The sequence below is a fragment of the Mesorhizobium sp. f-mel genome (assembly GCF_053850215.1).
On sequence record NZ_JBSPTO010000007.1, the window covers coordinates 195,055 to 212,880 of the forward strand.

The following is a 17,826-nucleotide window of genomic DNA, read 5'->3' on the forward strand; positions in this document are numbered from 1 at the left end:
GCTCGATTGGATGCTCGGCCGCTATTCTGCGAGGCTGGAACGTTGAAGAAATACTCGGTATTCGCCATCGCCCGCGAGGCTATGCGCGGCCACAAGGGCTGGGAGGAACAGTGGTCCTCGCCAGAGCCGAAGAAGGAGTACGACGTCATCATCGTCGGCGCCGGCGGCCATGGCCTGGCCACCGCCTACTACCTCGCCACGGTGCACGGCATCACCAATGTCGCGGTGCTGGAAAAGGGCTGGCTCGGCGGCGGCAATACCGGCCGCAACACCACCATCATCCGCTCCAACTATCTCTATGACGAGAGCGCCGGCATCTACGACCACGCGCTGAAACTGTGGGACGGGCTCAGCCAGGAGCTCAACTACAACGTCATGTATTCGCCGCGCGGCGTCATGATGCTGGCCCATAATGTCCATGACATCCAGGTGCTGAAACGCCACGTCCATGCCAACCGTCTGAACGGCATCGACAATGAATGGCTGACGCCGGAAGCGGCGAAGGAATTCTGCCCGCCGCTCAACATTTCGCGCGACGCCCGCTATCCGGTGATGGGCGCGACCCTGCAGCGTCGCGGCGGCACCGCCCGCCACGATGCCGTCGCCTGGGGCTATGCGCGCGGCGCTTCGGCGCGCGGCGTCCACATCATCCAGAATTGCGAGGTCACCGGGGTCAAGCGGGCGCCGAACGGTGCGGTCACCGGCGTCGAGACGACGCGCGGCTTCATCGGCGCCAGGAAGGTCGGCGTGGTGGCCGCCGGCCATTCGTCCGTCATCATGAACATGGCCGGCGTGCGCATGCCGCTGGAAAGCTATCCGCTGCAGGCGCTGGTGTCGGAGCCGGTCAAGCCGGTCTTCCCTTGCGTGGTGATGTCGAACACCGTGCACGCCTATATCTCGCAATCCGACAAGGGCGAGCTGGTCATCGGCGCCGGCACCGACCAGTATGTCTCCTATTCGCAGACCGGCGGGTTGCACATCCTGCAGCACACGCTCGACGCCATCTGCGAGATGTTCCCGATGTTCACGCGCATGAAGATGCTGCGCTCCTGGGGCGGCATCGTCGACGTGACGCCCGATCGCTCGCCGATCCTGGCCAAGACGCCGGTGCCCGGCCTCTATGTCAATTGCGGCTGGGGCACGGGCGGCTTCAAGGCAACGCCCGGCTCGGGCCATGTCTTTGCCCACACCATCGCAAAAGACGATCCGCACCCGATCAACGCCCCCTTCACCATCGAGCGCTTCCGCACCGGCCGCCTGATCGACGAGGCGGCGGCGGCGGCGGTGGCACACTGATGAAGGCCCGCTTCGTGATGTTGGGTCACTGGCTTTGCGATCAACCGGCCGGCGCCCGCGTCGGCCCCGGCGAATTGTAGGAACAACCATGCTTCTCATCCGCTGCCCCTATTGCGAGGAAGAGCGTCCGGAACTCGAATTTCGCAACGCCGGCGAGGCGCATATTGCGCGTTCGGCTAACATGGCCGGCGAGAGCGATGACGACTTCGAAAAGTTCTTCTTCATCCGCTCGAATCCCAAAGGCATCATCTATGAGCGCTGGCGGCACATGCATGGCTGTGCGCGGTTCTTCAACGCCGTGCGCGACACCGTCAGCGACAGGTTCCTGTTGACCTACAAGGCTGGCGAGCCCAAGCCGGCGAAGCTGCCGGGAGCCTCCAAATGATCGCAGCGTTCCGCATTCCCGGCGCCGGACGCCTCAGGCAGGCAGAGACTGCCAGCTTCAGCTTCGACGGCCAATCTTATGCCGGTGTCGAGGGCGATACGCTGGCCTCGGCGCTGCTCGCCAACGGCGTCCATCTGGTCGGCCGCTCGTTCAAATACCACCGGCCGCGCGGCTTTCTGTCCGCCGGGGCGGAAGAGCCCAACGCGCTGGTTGAGATCAAGCGCGACTCCGCCAGGAAGACACCAAATGTCCGTGCCACCGTGCAGGAGCTTTATGACGGGCTGGCGGCACAGTCACAGAACCGCTGGCCGTCGCTTTCCTTCGACGTCAGTGCGCTCGGCGACATCGCCTCGCCGCTGCTTTCGGCGGGCTTCTACTACAAGACCTTTATGTGGCCGAAGTCCGCCTGGAAAAACTTCTACGAGCCCAAGATCCGTGCTGCGGCCGGGCTCGGCGTCGCCCCCGACCAGGCGGACCCCGACCATTATTCGGCGCGCTTCGCCCATTGCGACGTATTGGTGCTGGGTGGCGGTGCGGCCGGCATTGCCGCAGCACTGGCGGCGGCCGAGACCGGTGTGCGCGTCATCCTTGTCGACGAGCAAGCGGAGTTCGGCGGCAGCCTGCATTTCGAGAGCGGCGCGAAGATCGATGGCCAGGACGGCTTTGCCTGGGCGCAGAGTGCGGTCGCGAAGCTCAAGACGATGGACAACGTCCGTGTGCTGTCCCGCACCACGGCCTTTGGCTATTACGCGCAGAATTTCGTCGGGCTGGTCGAGCGCGTCAGCGACCATTTGCAAAACCCCGGCCGCGACCTGCCGCGCGAGCGGCTGTGGCAGGTCCGTGCCAAGCGCGTGGTGCTGGCGACCGGCGCCATCGAGCGGCATATGGTGTTTGCCGACAACGACCGGCCCGGCGTCATGCTGGCGTCGGCGGCGCGCACCTATCTCAACCATTATGGCGTCGCGGTCGGCAGGAATGTCGGCGTCTATACGGCCAATGATTCCGCCTATGCGGCGGCGATCGATCTGAAGAAGGCCGGTGTCGGCGTGGCGGCGATCGTCGACCTGCGCGACAATCCGACTGGGCCGGTGATCGACGAGGCGAGGGCGCTCGGCATCGAGGTCAATTTCGGCCGCGCGGTGATCCGCGCCGGCGGCAAATTGCGCGTCTCATCGATGACCGTGCAGCCGAAGAATGGCGGCGGCGAACGTACCATCCCCGTTGACGCGATCCTGATGTCGGCCGGCTGGACACCGTCGGTGCATCTGTTCTCGCAGTCGCGCGGCAAGGTTGCCTTCAACGACGAGACCAAGCGCTTCGTGCCCGGCGCCTATGCGCAGGACTGCGTCTCCGTCGGCGCCTGCAACGGCACGGACGGGCTATCGGCGACGATCGAGGAGGCCTATGCGGCGGGCGCCAAGGCGGCGAAGGATGTCGGCGCCAACACCGCCAAAGGAAACAAGCCGAAGGTCGATGCCAGCGAGAGCTGGTCGCGCGGCATGCTGGGTGCGGCGCCCGGCGCCGGGGCGGATACGACGGTCAAGGCCTTTGTCGATTTCCAGAACGACGTCACCGCCAAGGACATCCGCCAGGCGGTGCATGAAGGCATGCGCTCGATCGAGCACGTCAAGCGCTTCACCACCAACGGCATGGCGACCGACCAGGGCAAGACCTCGAACATGCACGGTCTGGCAATCGCCGCCGAGACGCTCGGCAAGCCGATCCCGCAAGTCGGCCTGACGACGTTCCGGGCGCCCTACACGCCGGTGACCTTCGGCTCGATCGTCGGCCATGCGCGGGGTCCGCTCTTCGACCCGACTCGCAAGACGGCGATCCATCCCTGGGCCGAGCGCCAAGGTGCCGTGTTCGAGGATGTCGGCCAGTGGAAGCGCGCCTGGTATTTTCCAAAGTCGGGCGACGACATGCACGCCGCTGTCGATCGTGAGTGTGTCACGGTGCGCAAGACGGCCGGCCTGTTCGACGCCTCGACGCTGGGCAAGATCGAGGTGGTCGGGCCGGATGCGGCGAAGTTCATGGAACTGCTCTACACCAATCCGTGGGAGAAACTGGAGCCCGGCCGCTGCCGCTATGGCATCATGCTGCGCGAGGACGGTTTCATCTATGACGACGGTGTCGTTGGCAGGCTTGCACCCGACCGTTTCCATGTGACGACGACGACGGGCGGTGCGCCGCGTGTCATGAACCATATGGAGGATTACCTCCAGACCGAGTTCCCGCATCTCAATGTTTGGCTGACGTCGATCACCGAACAGTGGGCGGTGATCGCCGTGCAAGGACCGAAGTCTCGGGACATCATCGCGCCGCTGGTCGAAGGCATCGACATGTCGGACGAGGCGCTGCCGCATATGTCGGTGCGCGAAGGCAGGATCTGCGGCGTGCCGACAAGGCTGTTCCGGATGTCGTTCACCGGCGAACGCGGCTTTGAGGTCAACGTGCCGGCCGACTACGGCCAGGCCGTCTGGGAAGCGCTATGGGCCGAGGGCCAGAAGCATGGCGCCTGTGCCTACGGCACCGAGGCGATGCACGTGCTGCGTGCCGAAAAGGGCTACATCATCGTCGGCCAGGACACCGACGGCACGGTAACGCCTAACGATGCCGGTCTCGATTGGGCAGTCGGCAAGAAGAAGACCGATTTCGTCGGCATTCGCGGCATGGTGCGGCCGGACATTGTCGCCAACGGCCGCAAGCAACTGGTCGGCCTGAAGACCAAGGATCCTAAGGTGGTGCTGGAAGAAGGCGCGCAAATCGTCGGCGATCCGAAGCAGGCGATCCCGATGACCATGATCGGCCATGTCACCTCCAGCTACTGGTCGGAAAATTGCGGCCGCTCGATCGCGCTGGCCCTGGTTGCCGGTGGCCGCGACCGGATGGGTGAGACGCTTTACGTGCCGATGCCCAACGCGACGATCGAGGTGGAGGTCACCGGCATGGTGTTCTTCGACGAGAAGGGGGAGCGCCTCAATGGCTAAGGCTGCCGCGAAGAAATCTGCCGCCGCTGCGCCGTCAGTCGAACGCCGCCCGGCTCTCGCCGGTCAGGAGCTTTCCGCAACCGGCGTCACGCTTGCCGTGTTGCCACCGGCAGAGCGCATTTCGCTGCGTGCGCGGGACGCCTCGGTCGCGGCGCTTTCGAAGGCGCTCGGCGTAACCCTGCCGCAAAAACCCAAAACCTCGGCGGCAAAGGCCGGGCGCACGGCCTTGTGGCTTGGGCCGGACGAATGGCTGGTCATCGATGAGGTGGGAAAAGACCCGCTCGCCGACTGCGCCGAGGTGACAGTACTGCATTCGGCGGTTGGCATCTCGCATCGCAACGTTGCCATATCGGTCACCGGCCCGGCAGCGGCGGCGACGATCAATTCAGGCTGTCCGCAGGATCTGTCGCTCGACGCCTTTCCGGTAGGCGCGGCGTCGCGCACCATTCTCGGTAAGGTCGAAATCGTGCTGCTGCGCACCGCGTCCGACGCGTTCCGCGTTGAATGCTGGCGTTCCTTTTCCGATTATGTCTTTACTTTCCTGTCGGAGGCGGCCCGCGACGCAGCGGCATAACGTTCGCTGCGCCCGACCGTTTGCCGGAGCCGGAGCAAGTCGAGGGAGATGTCGATGCCGTCGAAATCAGCGCCGAATCCACCAGTCCAGAAGACGTCGGCCGTTCGCTCTCTCGAACACGAGCCGCATGAAGGCTCAAATATTGAAGAGGAACTCGAGGAAGGCCTCGAGGATACGTTTCCGGCCAGCGATCCGGTGTCGATCACCGGGACTTCGATTTCCGGCGCTCCCGCAAGGCCCGGCAAGGCCAAGATCGTGGCCGGAATGAAGAAGCGCAGGAAATAACTTCCGTCCGGCGGAGTCTGGCTGAAATGGCCACGAAAGCGGGCGGTCAGGATTTCCTACCACCCATTTGTTTTCGAACCTCAGAACGTGCTGGGCACGATCCACGGATCGATGTCGATGCCGAGCCGCGGATCCTTGTTTTCAGACGAGCCCTTGTGGGTCGCCGGGCCTGTCTCTTCGACCGATCCGGTCGCGCCGCAATCGAGCTTGACGTTCGTGTCGGCGCAGGCTGCGGCCGGCTTGCCGGGCTGGCTCTGGCCGGCGAAGGCAGCGCTCGAGAATGCCAGGACGGCCACGAGGGCGAAGATCGTCTTTTTCATTGTCTGTCTCCGGTTCAACCGCTGTACATGTACGATGTAGCGTACATGTACGCCCGACAGTCGCGAGGTTCAAGTCAGAAGTCGTACATGTACGAAAAAAGTTTTATGTGAATGTTGGGAATCGCGCCGCGCCAGCACGCGACGAGTTGCACACGCGGTGCCGTTCACCCGTGCCGCACAAGATCTTAAGCTGTCCGAAACCGAAGGAACCCTTCAGCAGTTGGCCGGCGTCTCGGTCAGCGGGGGCACGTCCTGGGTGGCCAGCGCGGAAAGCGTGAAGTCGCACATCCGTTTCACGAACGCCTGCTGGTCGCCGAACGGATAGAAAGGAAACGTAATCAGCAGCGAGATCGTGCCGTGGCCAACCGCCCACAGCATGGTGGTAATGGCGCGCGGGTCGCCCTTCAGCTTGCCGGCGGCAACGCAGGCCTCGACCCTATTGATCAGCACTTTCATCAACGGGTTGCCCTCTTGCATTTCGGCGAAGGTCCTGCCTTCCGGCGGCTTGATCTTTTCGGTCATGAATATCGTGCGATACTCGTTGGGGTTGCCAAGGCCGAAGGCCGCGTATTCGGTCATCACGACTTGCAGCGCCTCGATCGGATCGTCGGCCGGGTGATCCTCGATACGCTTTGCCAGGGTCTCGAACGCATCCTCGGCCAGCACGAACAAGATGTCCTGCTTGTCGGCGAAATAGGAATAGACCGACATTGGCGCATAGCCGACGCGCTTGGCCAGCTTGCGGATGGTGAGGCCTTCATAGCCTTCCTCCTGCACGAGCTTGTGCGCTGCATCGACAAGTTCGGAGCGCAGTTCGGCCTTTTGTTTCTCGCGGCGTGTCTGGACGCTGAGCGGCAATTTTCGCCTGCCTTCTGTTAGCGGCTGTTAGTGGCTGGCTAATTTATATACGCTGTACGGAAACGGACAAGGCGTTGTCAAATCAAGCATCGGTAAAATCGGCGTCGCGGCGCTCCGATTGGCGATACCCCTAGGTCGGCCGGCACATGAAGATCATCTCCGCCGAGGCTCGTTGACCCGTTCAGGCCGCTTCCGGCTGGCGCTCGATCAATGTCAGCGTCAGCCAGCGCGCGGTCAATGCCGGCTTTTTCGAACCCTCGATCTCGATGGTCACATCATGCGCCGTCTGCACCCAGCCCGACGGCCTGACCTTGACGTCGGCCAGCACGAAACGGGTGCGGATGCGCGCGCCGGTCTTCACAGGCGCCAGGAAGCGCAGCGAATCGAAGCCATGGTTGACGCCCATCTTGCTGTTTTCGAGCGGCGGCATGGTCTCGAAGGTCATCGCCGACAAAAGCGAAAGCGACAGGAAGCCATGCGCGATGGTGCCGCCGAACGGCGTCTCGCGCTTGGCGCGCTCCGGATCGCAATGGATGAACTGGTGGTCGTCCGTGGCATCGGCGAACTGGTCGATCATGCGTTGCGAAACGACCCGCCACGGCGACACGCCGACTTCCTTGCCGACGCTGGCCAGAAGCACATCGAGACTGATCGGTTCCACGCTGATGTCCTCCATTTCAACCGTCCGGAACGCGAGCGGCTTCATTCCTTGAACAGTGTCAGCCCATGCTGCACCGACTGCCCGCCATCGATCGGCAGGATGGCGCCGGTGACATAGCTGCCGGCTCGGCTGCACAAATAGAGCGTTGCGCCGGCAATGTCATCCGGCGCGCCGATACGGCCGATCGGAACATGGCCGCCGACATGCTTGGCCTGGTCCTCGGTCGCGGTGGCAAAGGCGGTCATCCGGCTCTGGAAGGGGCCGGGGGCGAAAGCGTTGACGGTTATGTGGCGGGCGGCAAACTCGATCGCCAAGGTGCGTGTCAGGTGGTGAACCGCGGCTTTCGAGGCAGAGTATGAATAGGCGTCGTCGGCCAGCGGCTGCGTACCCATTACGGAACCCAGATTGATCACCCGGGCCGGATCGGCTTCGCTGGCGGCGGCGTCGAGCAGCGGCAGGAGCTCGCGCGTCAGATGGAAGACGGCAGTGACGTTGACACCGAACACCTTGGCCCAGGCATGGTAGGGGAAGCTTTCCAGCGGCGCGCCCCAAGAGACGCCGGCATTGTTGACCAGGATATTCAGCCGTTCGGTCCGTGCCTTGACCTGGGCAACCAGCGCCGCGATGCCAACCTCGCTGGAGACATCGCCGGCAAAGCCCTCGGCTCGGCCGGAGCCGCCGAGGCCGTTCAGTTCGCCGGCAACCCTGATGCAATCCTCGCCCTTGCGCGAGGCGATCATCACGGTAGCACCGGCCCTGACCAAAGCGGTCGCCGCCATGCGCCCGATGCCGGTCGCAGCCCCGGTCACCAGCGCGGTCTTGCCGGCCACCGAAAACAGCTCATCCAGATAGCTCATCGCAATTCCTCCGCGCGCCCCTTGCCTCGCCCAGCAAAAGGCTCGCGTTGACAAGGCTTACCGAAGTACGATCATCCTCTCCGCGGGTAAAGTCCCGGACCCACGTGACAGCGGTCGTGCCCGCTGGCCGACGCGATGGGGCGCGTGCCTACGAACTGGCCAAGCCGAATGGCACGGTCCTGAATCAGAATAGCTCGAGGTACGTCCATGTGGTTACAGCGGTCTGTCGGGGTTGTCCTTGTGTCGATGGCAAGTACAATTTTCGCCGAGGCCGCGGACAAGTTCCCGCCCTTTTGGCGCAAGTCGATGACCAACGACCCGAGTACGAATTATTTTCTTGAGAAATATTCGATCCCTTTGGATGATCCAGCCGCTACCGCAGTTAGAAATATCATGCTGGCGCGAGTTATCGGCGCCGAATGCCAGTGGTCCGAGCTCAATAAGGCCAAGGTCAAAGCCTATCGCGATAGGATGATTGAGCCGCTCACGCCTGAGCAACTCAAAGCAGCCGCATTCGAAGGTGGTAGTGCGCTGCGTAGTTTTAACTACCAGGATCTCGCCCACCTTTGCGCCGGCATCGACTATCAATTTGGACCGAAGGGGGTGCTGATCGCGGGTGCCGTTTCAACTGGCAAGGGTGAACCAAAGTATCCCTTTGATCCGAGAAATCCATATTATCGACTGCCGGATTTCACAGGCTATTAGTTAAACGGCATCCTCTTCGCAAAACGGAAGGGCCTACTCAGCCGGCTCGACATTGGTGTAGGCGGCTTCCTCGAGCTCGCGCTTCAGCCGCAATTCCTCTTCCACCTTCGGCGTCACGAAGCGGCCGAGCAGGAGATAGGCGACCGGGGTCAGGAATAGCGTCGAGACGGTGGCCAGACCCAGCCCGCCGACGATCACCCAGCCGAGCGCGATGCGCGCCTCGGCGCCGGCGCCGCTCGCCAGCACCAGCGGCACGCCGCCGAGCACGGTGCAGATCATCGTCATCATCACCGGCCGCAGCCGGATGGTCGAGGCCTGCTCGATCGCCTCGCGGACGCCGAGCCCGCGGTCGCGCAACTGATTGGCGAACTCGACGATCAGGATGCCGTTCTTGGCCATGACGCCGACCAGCAGCACCAGGCCGATCTGGCTGTAAGCGTTGAGGCTGGTGCCGCTGAGCAAAAGGGCAAAGATCGCGCAGGCAAGACCGAGCGGCACCGTCGCCATGATGATGACCGCACTGACGAAGCTCTCGAACTGAGCGGCGAGTACCAAAAGGATGATGACCAGCGAGAAGCCGAAGATGGTGATCATGGCGCTGTTGGTCTCGCCCAGCGTCGCCGCCTCGGCCAAGGGGACGATGCGGCTGCCCGGCGGCAGGAGCGGCGTGGCGATTTCCTCGGCGCGGGTGAGCGCCTGGCCGAGCGCGAAATCGCCGCTGAGATTGGAGGTGATAGCCACCGACGGCTGCTGCTGCTCGCGGGTCAGCGAGGGCGGCACGGCGCGCTCGGTCAAGGTGGCGATGGTCGACATCGGCACGAAGCGGCCGTCGGCCGTCTTCAGGAAGATGTTTTCCAGGTCGGTCGGATCGTTGATTGGGTTGGTCGTCGAGACGAGCTTCACCCCGTAGCTGCGGTCGGCGATGTAGACGTCGACGACATCATTGCCGTCGAGCATGGCCTGGAAAGTATCGGCAAGCCCGGTGATGTCGATGCCGAGGTCGGAAGCGCGCTCGCGGTCGATGGCCACCGAAAGCTGGGGTTGCGTCGGGTCGACGGAGAGCCGGGGCGACTGGAAGCGGGCATCCTTCCGCATCTCGGCGATGATCTTCACCGCAGCGTCGCTGAGCGCTGCGCGATTGTTGCCAACCAGCGCGAACTGCAGGCCGCTGCCGGCGCCGCGAATGCCGAGGCTGTTGGGCTGCATCGGAAAGACGCGCACGCTCGGCACCTGCCGGGTGAGCCGGCTGATGTCGGCCATGATCTGCTGCTGGCTGCGGTCGCGCTCGTTCCACGGCGCCAGCGTCATCACCATGAAGCCGGCATTGTAGGCGCCGTTCCGGCCGGCGCTCTCGAACGTATTGCGGATTTCGCCGGAATCGCGCAGCGGCTGGATCAGTTTTTCGATCTTCTGCATCTGCTCGGTCGTGTAATCGAGGCTGACGCCTTGCGGCGCGTCGACGCGCATAAGCACGACGGCACGATCCTCGGTCGGCGTCAGTTCCTGGCGAATCGTGCCGAACAGCGTGAAGGCGGTGGCTGCAAACAGCAGCGCGACCAGGAGTACGATCCACGGCGCGTCGAGGCAGGTGCGCAGGCATCGCCGGTAGAGCGTGTTCAGCGCACCGCCGATGCGGGCGCCGATGCCGCTGCCGCCTTCGTGGTGAAGCGGCGCCGCCGACAGCATGCGTGAGGCAAGCATCGGACAAAGCGTCAGCGCCACGACGCCGGACAGAAGCACCGATATGGCGAGAACGAAGCCGAATTCGCGGAACAGGCCGCCGGTCTGGCCGGGCAGGAAGGAAATCGGCACGAAGACTGCGACCAGCGTCAACGTCGTGGCGATGACGGCGAAGAACACTTCCTGGGCACCAAGCACGGCTGCGGCGCGTGGCCCCATGCCTTCGTTGCGTCGTCGCACGATGTTTTCCAGAACGACGATGGCGTCGTCGACGACCAGGCCCGTCGCCAGCACCAGGGCGAGCAGCGTCAATATGTTGACCGAGAAGCCGGCGAGATAGATGGCGGCGATCGTCCCGATCATGGCGACCGGCATCGCAAGCCCCGGAATGAGCGTCGCGCGCCAGTCGAGGAGAAACACGTAGATGACGATCAGCACGATGGAGACGGACAGGCCGAGTGCGATCTCGACCTCATGCACCGCGCCGTTGACGAAGACCGCATCGTCGCTGGTGACCTTGATCGACATGCCCTGAGGCAGATCCGCCTGCAGCGTGGCGACGGCTGCCCTGACGCCGGTCGAAATATCCAGCGTGTTCGATTCCGCCTGGCGGATGATGCCGAGACCGATGCCGGTCTTGCCGTTCGAACGCAATGTGGTCTGGCCGATGTCGGGGCCGAGGGTGACGGTGGCAACGTCGCGGATGCGGGTCGTGCCGCCGATGATGATGTTTTCGAACTCCTCCGGCGTGGTCACGTCCGCCGTCGGACGCACGATCAGGTCCTGGTTGGTCGTGGTGATCGAGCCGGCCGGCGAATCGAAAGCGACCGAAGCCAGCGCTGTCCTCAGGTCGGCGACGGTGAAGCCCAGGCTGGCAAGTTTGTTCTGGTCGACATCGATACGGAAGATCTTGTCGCGGTCGCCATAGACCTGGACGTCGGCAACGCCGGGCACGGCGGCAAGCTCGTCCTCGATCTGGTCCTGGACCAGCACCGTCATGTCCTGCACCGACATGGTGTCGGAGGTGACAGCCAGCCGCATCACCGGCTCGGAATTGGCGTCGGCCTTGACGATGCGCGGCGCATCCGCCGTGTCCGGCATCTGGTCGACGACGCGACCAACGCCATCGCGCACATCGGAGGCGGCGACGTCGAGGTCGACGCCGTCGTTGAATTCGATGGTGACGCGACTCGTGCCGAAGGACGACGTGGACGAGATCGTCTTCACACCGGAGACGCGGGCGACCGCGCCCTCAATCACGTCGGTCAATTCGCGGTCGACGGTCTCGGCCGCAGCGCCTTCAAAGGTCGTGTTAACGGTGACAACGGCGCGATCGACATCCGGCAGTTCGCGGACTTCGACACCGTAGAAGGCAGCAAGGCCGGCGACCGCGATCAGCGTGTTCAAGACCAAGGCCATCACCGGCCTGCGGATGAACAGTGCGGTGAAGCCTGTATCGCTGGCGGCGTTGTTGGTTGCGGTCATCAGCCGTCGGCGTCCGCGGCGCGCTGTTCTTCGCCGGCGATGCGGACCGCGCTGCCTTCGCTGACGCTCTGGGTGCCTTCGGTCACCACCATGTCGCCGCTGACGATCGGGGCGTCGATCAGCACAGTCTCGGTGTTGCGCTGGATGATGCGCACGGCCACCCGCTTGGCCTTGCCGTCCACGATGGCCCAGATATAGGCACCGTCCGAACCCCACTGGATCGCCAGCGGACTGACCGCCGGATAGCTGTCGCCGGGGAATTTCATGGAGATCTGGAAGGACATGCCGGCACGCAGCGAATCGGCCGGGTTGGCGATCTTTGCCTTGACCAGAAGGGTACGGCTGGCTTCATCGATGTGGTTGTCGATAGCGGAAACCGTACCGGTATAGGCTTTGTTGGGATTGGCGATCGGCGTTGCCGACAATTGCGCGCCGATCTTGACGGCGGCGGCGAAGCGCTCCGGCACCCAGAATTCGACCAGTATGCTGGAGCGGTCGTCGAGGGTGGCGACCGCCGACTGGCTGGTCACATAGTTGCCGGCGGCAATCGGCAGGATGCCGACGACGCCGGCAATCGGCGCGACGATCGAGCGGCGCTGCAAGGCCAGTTCCGCATCGCGAAGCGCCAGCTTGGCATTGGCCAGCACCACTTCGGCATCGGCAACGGCGACCGCTGTCGCAGCGTTGGAAGCCCGCAGCGATTTGACCCGGTCGAGCTTGGCCTGCGCGTCCTGCAAAGCAACTTTGGCGCGGTCCTGTGCGATCACCTCGGTGTCGGAATCGAGGGTGGCGATCACCTGCCCCTTTTCGACATGGGCGCCGGACTCGACCAGGAATTCGACGAGGCGGCCGGAACTGTAGGGATTGACCGTCACCGAGGCGTTGGCGCGGCCGGTGCCGATCGCCTGCAGGCGATCGTTGATGATGGCGGCGGCTGCCGGCAATGCGACGATAGTCACCCGCTGACCGGCGGCGTTGCTGCTGCCTGCTTGCCCGGCGTTATCGACGGCGCCCGTTGGTGGCGTTGCGGCATAAGCCCAGTCGATGCCCCAGCGCGCCAGCACATCCGGCGCGCCTGGAAAAAAGCGAACCCAGGCGGCCGCAGCCGCGACGAGGATCACAAGTGCAAAAACGATCTGTTTCCAAGTGGCCATCGGCGCTCCGGTTGGCAAATATACCGCCTACGGTTCCCAAGGTGAAGTAGACGCGACGGCGCACTCCGACCCGCAGGATGACTCGTCGATATCAAAGCTTTATGGCAATTCTCCCGCTCGCTTGCACATTAAATCGGTTTAACGTTGATAGGGGCTACGCTCGGTCAAAACCGGATCAGCCGGCTGCCGCCAAAGGGGTGGTGTGCAGGATCGGCTTCAGATGTGGCTCGCTTTGCTGTCAATCATCTTCAAATCGAGCCGCGGAATGAGAAAGTCCAAGAATGCTTTAACTTTGGGGGGCTGAACGCGGCCTCCAGGCCGGATCGCATAGAGCGTTGGTTCGGGCCCCGCCCACTCGGGCAGGACACGAACCAGTCTTCCGGCGGCAACGTCCGACTTGACGCGCACATGGTTGGTCATGAACAGGCCAACTCCCTCCAGCAGGAATCCCTGAAGCGCCTCTGGATCGCTGGCGACGGCCACTGCTCGCACTTTGAACTGGGACCGCTCGCCGCCGCTCGACAGGGGCCATTCTACTGCCGGACGATTGAAATAAAACTCTGTCAACAGACAGGCATGTTCTGCCAGTTCCGCTGGATGCTGTGGCGTTCCTGCGCGTTTTAGGTAGGTCGGGGCTCCATAGATGCCCATCGGCAATGCGCCGAGCCGCCGAGCCGTGAGCGTGGAATCGGGCAGGGTGCCTTCCTGGAGCCGGAAAGCGACGTCGATGTCCTTGGTGACAAGATCGACGACTTCGTGCCCAAGAAGCAATTGCGGGAACACCTCTGGATAGAAGCGGCGAAACTCGGTGAGCAGCGGCGCGAGGACGCGAGTTGCCAGCCAGTACGGGGCTGCAATCCGAAGCCACCCGCGCGGATGCTGCTGCAACTCCGCCACTGCGTTCTCCGCATCTTCCAGATCCTTCACCACTCGCTCGCAGTGCTGGAAATAAACCGCTCCCGCTTCAGTCAGCTTCAGGCTGCGCGTTGTCCGATTCAGCAGTTGTGTCCGCAGTCTGGATTCCAGTTCCTGCACCTTCCGGCTGACCCGTGTCTTCGGCACCTTGAGCACGCGCGCCGCCGCTGTGAAGCTGCCCTCCTGCACCACTTTTACGAAAGCGACGGTGTCGCTGAAGTCGCGCAGCATGTGAGTTCTCCAGAAAAATTCGGATTGTCTCTAATTTTGAGACATTGATGTTCGAATCCGCTCGATAAACAAGCACTATCCTCCAGGGTAGATCATGATTGTCCTATCAGAATCAATCCAACTGGAGAACTACCATGATAAAATCCCTAGCGATCGCCGTCGGTGCACTGACGCTTTCGGCAACTGCTGCCGACGCACAGAGCGCGCCGCTCCGCAACATCGTTCTCGTCCACGGCGCCTTTGCCGACGGAACTGGATGGCGAGGCGTCTACGACCAACTGACAAGTCGTGGCTATAAAGTCTCGATCGTCCAGAATCCGCTCACGTCGTTGGAAGACGATGTAGCCGCAACGCGTCGCGTGCTCGCCCGGCAGGACGGACCAGCCATTCTGGTCGGCCATTCCTACGGTGGCACGGTAATTACAGAGGCCGGCGACGCTGCCAACGTTGCAGGCCTCGTCTATGTCGCCGCGTTCGCGCCGGAGGTCGGTCAATCCACGCTGGACCAATATGCCGAGGTTCCTCCGCCGCCGAACTTTCAGCCTGACGTGCAGCCCGATGGCTTCGCGTTCCTGAAGGCTGAGACGTTTAAGGCCGGCTTTGCCGGTGACACCGACAATGCCGACGCCGCATTCCTGCGCGAATCACAGGTGCCGATCGCCATGAAGGCGCTTGAGGCCAAGGTGACGACGGCGGCGTGGAAGATCAAGCCAAGCTGGTACGTTGTCGCGACTGAGGACGGCGCTATTGCGCCAGAACTGCTTCGGAGCACCGCCGATCGTATCGGGGCGGTCACGACCGAAGTCAAAGGCAGCCATGTGGTGTTCCTTACCCAGCCACAGGCCGTAGCCGAGGTCATCGAACAGGCTGCCAAGGGTGTGGTGCTGGGCGATACCGCGGTGGCACCGAACTGACATCGCCCAATCGTAGCTCTGAGCCACGGCAAGAGCGCAAGCGGATACGTGCAAAATACTAGTGCAGCCCGGGGGCGTCATCGACGCTCCCGGCATATGGGCGGGAAGGTGTGGCTAGGGCTCGGTCGAGCCGTCGCTTTGGGCTCTTTGAGACGCGACAACGCTAGAGGGCCATTTCAAACCGACTCGTGCCGCCGCTCCTCTTTTTGTGAGCATCGGGTGTCCCCACACCGGTACCCACTTTGGGTCCGATGCTAATGCGGGCCGCTAAACTCAGCCCGATCTCGCCTGCCGGGCAGAGCGCTTATGTCGCGTGTGCGCCGCCGGGTACGACCACGCCGGACATCGCGATTCCGACGGTTGCCGGATCTTCCTTCAGCGCCGCGTCCGCGAGCGAGACCACACCCACCAGGCGCTTGTCGCGGTTCAGGACAGGCAACCGCCTGACCTGGATATCACCCATGTTCTGGACGACGTGCTCGATATCTTCGTCCTCGAAGCAGTATTTGACATCCTTGGTCATCACGTCGCGGACTGTCGCGTTGCCGTCCTTGCCTTCGGCGACGGCACGTACGACGATGTCACGGTCGGTGATTGTTCCGACGAGTCGGTCGTTTTCTCCGACGGGCAGAAATCCGACGTCATCAACCGCCATTCGTTTCGCGATTTTCTGGAGCGACTCGCCAGGACTGGCGAGATGGACGTTGGGGGTCATTATCTCAGCGACTTTCATGGTGGAATCTCCCTGTTCGTGCCCAGAACGGCACCAGCGGACGTAGAGCGATATTGGCCTGGAAGATTTGTTGAGGACCTCAGGCCTGTCGCGCTGTGACGCTCGCTCGGCGGTCCCGTTCTTCGCTGATGGAACTAACAGCCGGGCCGAATGGTTCCAGCCGGTTTGGCCGCGCCGCCATGCAGATCCGCCGGAACGCTCGGGCTCCGGTCCCGTTTGCGGTGAATGCCCCTTGGCAGACCGGACATGCGGCGCGTGATGCTTGAACTTTCCCGTTTTGTTCCCATATAAACTGGCAGGACCGGAGACGGTCCGCCGCATGGGGATAGTTTACTCTGGCCCTATGCGGCTCAAATTTTCTTGGTGAGAACGTTGGGATCATGGCGGTCCAGCCGGTCCACCAGAAGAGACCAGATCTCCGGGCTGCCACGCACTAAGCGACGAATGTCGTGGAGCGAGGAAAGTCCGGGCTTTGCCGACACACCCCAGCAGGTAATGCCTGCCCGCCGCGAGGCGAGCCGCCGCAACAGAGACGAGCCGTCCCAGTCGGGACGGGTGAAACGGGCGACAGGGTGGGGGAAGCAACCGCAAGAAGTGACCTGTGTCGGGGAGGGCTTTGGTGGCGGGCAAGGAGGCGCCTGGCGACAGGCGTCCAAGAGGAATGGCAGCCCTCGACAGAACCCGGCTTACAGGGGATCTGGTCTCAAGCATCTCGTGGCGAGAACCGGCAGACGCGTACGGCTCGGCCTATGGGCTCGGAGAGCCGCAGTGTAGCGCAGCCTGGTAGCGCACCTCGTTTGGGACGAAGGGGCCGCAGGTTCGAATCCTGCCACTCCGGCCATCCCGGTTCGCGATCTTTGCGAACGCGGCGCGAAGCTGGAAAAGCACTTGCAGACGTGGCGGGCGGACGTGGCGGAATCGGTAGACGCAGCCGGCCTAAACCCGGCCGGGTATTCCCGTTGCGAGTTCGAATCTCGCCGTCCGCGCACCAATCGGGCTGCACCAATATGGAGGGGTGGCAGAGCCCGGTTGAAAGCGCCCGCCTCGAAAGCGGGTAGACCTGCAAGGGCGTCGGGGGTTCAAATGCCTCCCCCTCCCCCTCCCCCTCCGCCAGCGGCAGACCTTGGATATTCGGAGGGGTGGCCGAGCGGTTAATGGCAGCAGTCTGTAAAACTGCCCTCTTAAGAGTTCGTAGGTTCGAATCCTACTCCCTCCACCAATCATTGTCCGTCAAGCGATGCAAGAGGTGGCGTCCCTTGGAAGCGAAGCGTCAAGGCGCCGTGGGAGAACGGCTATCCAGCGGATTGCAACTCCGTGTATGCCGGTCGAGTCCGGCTGGCGCCTCCAAATTATCCACAACTGATCAACGGCCGGCAAAAGGAAGAGTGGAGCTGACAAATGGAAGAGTGGCCGAGCGGCTGAAGGCGGCGGCTTGCTAAGTCGTTATGCGGGGACACCCGCTATCGGGGGTTCGAATCCCTCCTCTTCCGCCAGCGGCATCAGGCTGTGGATTAACCGAAAACGAGCATTGCTGTCGTAACCCGCATCCCTGCGGCCAACATGGCTCGATCTGGCTGAAACCCCGGGGAACGCAGCACGATGCCAAGCCGGCAATGGAATTAGCAGGTTCTTTCACCAAAAGGTGCTTGACACGAAACCGATGCTTCCCATATACGCCTCACCAACGAGGGCGGTGCGCCGCTGGCGACGAAGCGCTTCGCTTCTAGATCTGCCCTCTGCGAAATTCAAGAGAGCCGCGTGAGCGACACTCGAACGGCCCCGA

At 63.1% G+C, this 17,826-nt stretch carries 15 protein-coding genes, 6 tRNA genes and 1 other RNA gene; 14 read left to right on the plus strand and 8 right to left on the minus strand.

Translation table 11 applies throughout. The annotated features are described in order from the left end of the window. Positions 1-42 precede the first annotated feature (42 nt). The 5 genes from ACWUKX_RS12530 (at position 43) to ACWUKX_RS12550 (ending at position 5,530) form a co-directional block, all read left to right on the plus strand. Complete coding sequence (locus ACWUKX_RS12530) at positions 43-1,296, plus strand: sarcosine oxidase subunit beta (protein WP_128340632.1); 1,254 nt, start codon at positions 43-45, stop codon at positions 1,294-1,296. An 88-nt stretch (positions 1,297-1,384) separates the two neighbouring features. Next, positions 1,385-1,681, plus strand: coding sequence for a sarcosine oxidase subunit delta (locus ACWUKX_RS12535; RefSeq protein WP_065011078.1), 297 nt, complete (start codon positions 1,385-1,387; stop codon positions 1,679-1,681). Beyond that, complete coding sequence (locus ACWUKX_RS12540) at positions 1,678-4,671, plus strand: sarcosine oxidase subunit alpha (protein WP_456007013.1); 2,994 nt, start codon at positions 1,678-1,680, stop codon at positions 4,669-4,671. The genes ACWUKX_RS12535 and ACWUKX_RS12540 overlap by 4 nt, the downstream gene beginning before the upstream one ends. After that, complete coding sequence (locus ACWUKX_RS12545) at positions 4,664-5,245, plus strand: sarcosine oxidase subunit gamma (RefSeq protein WP_456007015.1); 582 nt, start codon at positions 4,664-4,666, stop codon at positions 5,243-5,245. Before ACWUKX_RS12540 ends, ACWUKX_RS12545 begins: the two co-directional genes overlap by 8 nt. 54 nt (positions 5,246-5,299) lie before the next feature. Beyond that, on the plus strand, positions 5,300-5,530 hold the full coding sequence (locus ACWUKX_RS12550; protein WP_065011085.1) for a hypothetical protein: 231 nt from the start codon (positions 5,300-5,302) through the stop codon (positions 5,528-5,530). An 80-nt stretch (positions 5,531-5,610) separates the two neighbouring features. On the opposite strand, the gene ACWUKX_RS12555 is transcribed toward ACWUKX_RS12550, so the two are convergent. The 4 genes from ACWUKX_RS12555 to ACWUKX_RS12570 all read right to left on the minus strand — a co-directional run bounded on the left by ACWUKX_RS12555 (position 5,611) and on the right by ACWUKX_RS12570 (position 8,226). Next, the gene (locus tag ACWUKX_RS12555) at positions 5,611-5,850 is read right to left on the minus strand and encodes a DUF680 domain-containing protein (RefSeq protein ID WP_456007017.1); all 240 of its coding nucleotides are present in this window, start codon (positions 5,848-5,850) and stop codon (positions 5,611-5,613) included. Positions 5,851-6,063: 213 nt separating this feature from the next. Beyond that, positions 6,064-6,708 (minus strand): TetR/AcrR family transcriptional regulator, encoded by a 645-nt coding sequence (locus ACWUKX_RS12560; RefSeq protein ID WP_456007019.1) that lies wholly within the window; start codon positions 6,706-6,708, stop codon positions 6,064-6,066. 181 nt (positions 6,709-6,889) lie between these two features. Next, entirely contained in the window at positions 6,890-7,384 is a 495-nt protein-coding gene (locus ACWUKX_RS12565; RefSeq protein ID WP_029348059.1) for a MaoC family dehydratase, read from the minus strand. Positions 7,385-7,410: 26 nt separating this feature from the next. Then, positions 7,411-8,226, minus strand: a complete 816-nt coding sequence (locus tag ACWUKX_RS12570) for an SDR family oxidoreductase (protein WP_456007021.1) — start codon at positions 8,224-8,226, stop codon at positions 7,411-7,413. 306 nt (positions 8,227-8,532) lie between these two features. On the opposite strand from ACWUKX_RS12570, the gene ACWUKX_RS12575 reads away from it, so the two are divergent. After that, complete coding sequence (locus ACWUKX_RS12575; RefSeq protein WP_456007023.1) at positions 8,533-8,931, plus strand: hypothetical protein; 399 nt, start codon at positions 8,533-8,535, stop codon at positions 8,929-8,931. Positions 8,932-8,964: 33 nt separating this feature from the next. Here the strand turns inward: ACWUKX_RS12575 and ACWUKX_RS12580 are convergent, their stop codons facing one another. The 3 genes from ACWUKX_RS12580 to ACWUKX_RS12590 all read right to left on the minus strand — a co-directional run bounded on the left by ACWUKX_RS12580 (position 8,965) and on the right by ACWUKX_RS12590 (position 14,396). Further along, positions 8,965-12,096 (minus strand): efflux RND transporter permease subunit, encoded by a 3,132-nt coding sequence (locus tag ACWUKX_RS12580; RefSeq protein ID WP_456007025.1) that lies wholly within the window; start codon positions 12,094-12,096, stop codon positions 8,965-8,967. Next, positions 12,096-13,250 (minus strand): efflux RND transporter periplasmic adaptor subunit, encoded by a 1,155-nt coding sequence (locus ACWUKX_RS12585; RefSeq protein WP_456007027.1) that lies wholly within the window; start codon positions 13,248-13,250, stop codon positions 12,096-12,098. Before ACWUKX_RS12585 ends, ACWUKX_RS12580 begins: the two co-directional genes overlap by 1 nt. 216 nt (positions 13,251-13,466) lie before the next feature. Then, on the minus strand, positions 13,467-14,396 hold the full coding sequence (locus tag ACWUKX_RS12590; RefSeq protein WP_456007029.1) for a LysR substrate-binding domain-containing protein: 930 nt from the start codon (positions 14,394-14,396) through the stop codon (positions 13,467-13,469). A gap of 134 nt (positions 14,397-14,530) precedes the next feature. Between ACWUKX_RS12590 and ACWUKX_RS12595 the strand changes: the two genes are divergently transcribed. Then, the gene (locus ACWUKX_RS12595; protein ID WP_456007031.1) at positions 14,531-15,310 is read left to right on the plus strand and encodes an alpha/beta fold hydrolase; all 780 of its coding nucleotides are present in this window, start codon (positions 14,531-14,533) and stop codon (positions 15,308-15,310) included. 304 nt (positions 15,311-15,614) lie between these two features. Here the strand turns inward: ACWUKX_RS12595 and ACWUKX_RS12600 are convergent, their stop codons facing one another. Next, positions 15,615-16,043, minus strand: a complete 429-nt coding sequence (locus tag ACWUKX_RS12600) for a CBS domain-containing protein (protein ID WP_029348055.1) — start codon at positions 16,041-16,043, stop codon at positions 15,615-15,617. 410 nt (positions 16,044-16,453) lie between these two features. On the opposite strand from ACWUKX_RS12600, the gene rnpB reads away from it, so the two are divergent. The 7 genes from rnpB to ACWUKX_RS12635 all read left to right on the plus strand — a co-directional run bounded on the left by rnpB (position 16,454) and on the right by ACWUKX_RS12635 (position 17,536). Beyond that, an RNA gene (gene rnpB / locus ACWUKX_RS12605) (RNase P RNA component class A) lies at positions 16,454-16,748 on the plus strand. 59 nt (positions 16,749-16,807) lie between these two features. Beyond that, positions 16,808-16,884, plus strand: a tRNA-Pro gene (locus ACWUKX_RS12610). Positions 16,885-16,946: 62 nt separating this feature from the next. After that, positions 16,947-17,029 (plus strand) — tRNA-Leu (locus ACWUKX_RS12615). Between the two features lie 23 nt (positions 17,030-17,052). Further along, a tRNA-Ser gene (locus ACWUKX_RS12620) sits at positions 17,053-17,156 on the plus strand. Positions 17,157-17,176: 20 nt separating this feature from the next. After that, positions 17,177-17,262, plus strand: a tRNA-Tyr gene (locus tag ACWUKX_RS12625). 55 nt (positions 17,263-17,317) lie between these two features. Beyond that, positions 17,318-17,390: transfer RNA gene (locus tag ACWUKX_RS12630), tRNA-Cys, on the plus strand. Positions 17,391-17,443: 53 nt separating this feature from the next. Further along, a tRNA-Ser gene (locus tag ACWUKX_RS12635) sits at positions 17,444-17,536 on the plus strand. The last annotated feature ends 290 nt before the right edge of the window (positions 17,537-17,826 follow it).

Excerpts from the sequence above, each read along its gene's own strand:
- ACWUKX_RS12545 (WP_456007015.1), top strand. The coding sequence starts at position 4,664 with ATGGCTAAGGCTGCCGCGAAGAAATCTGCCGCCGCTGCGCCGTCAGTC.
- ACWUKX_RS12580 (WP_456007025.1), bottom strand. The coding sequence starts at position 12,096 with ATGACCGCAACCAACAACGCCGCCAGCGATACAGGCTTCACCGCACTG.
- ACWUKX_RS12535 (WP_065011078.1), top strand. The coding sequence starts at position 1,385 with ATGCTTCTCATCCGCTGCCCCTATTGCGAGGAAGAGCGTCCGGAACTC.
- ACWUKX_RS12540 (WP_456007013.1), top strand. The coding sequence starts at position 1,678 with ATGATCGCAGCGTTCCGCATTCCCGGCGCCGGACGCCTCAGGCAGGCA.
- ACWUKX_RS12600 (WP_029348055.1), bottom strand. The coding sequence starts at position 16,043 with ATGAAAGTCGCTGAGATAATGACCCCCAACGTCCATCTCGCCAGTCCT.
- ACWUKX_RS12565 (WP_029348059.1), bottom strand. The coding sequence starts at position 7,384 with ATGGAGGACATCAGCGTGGAACCGATCAGTCTCGATGTGCTTCTGGCC.
- ACWUKX_RS12550 (WP_065011085.1), top strand. The coding sequence starts at position 5,300 with ATGCCGTCGAAATCAGCGCCGAATCCACCAGTCCAGAAGACGTCGGCC.
- ACWUKX_RS12590 (WP_456007029.1), bottom strand. The coding sequence starts at position 14,396 with ATGCTGCGCGACTTCAGCGACACCGTCGCTTTCGTAAAAGTGGTGCAG.
- ACWUKX_RS12570 (WP_456007021.1), bottom strand. The coding sequence starts at position 8,226 with ATGAGCTATCTGGATGAGCTGTTTTCGGTGGCCGGCAAGACCGCGCTG.
- ACWUKX_RS12595 (WP_456007031.1), top strand. The coding sequence starts at position 14,531 with ATGATAAAATCCCTAGCGATCGCCGTCGGTGCACTGACGCTTTCGGCA.
- ACWUKX_RS12575 (WP_456007023.1), top strand. The coding sequence starts at position 8,533 with ATGACCAACGACCCGAGTACGAATTATTTTCTTGAGAAATATTCGATC.
- ACWUKX_RS12555 (WP_456007017.1), bottom strand. The coding sequence starts at position 5,850 with ATGAAAAAGACGATCTTCGCCCTCGTGGCCGTCCTGGCATTCTCGAGC.
- ACWUKX_RS12585 (WP_456007027.1), bottom strand. The coding sequence starts at position 13,250 with ATGGCCACTTGGAAACAGATCGTTTTTGCACTTGTGATCCTCGTCGCG.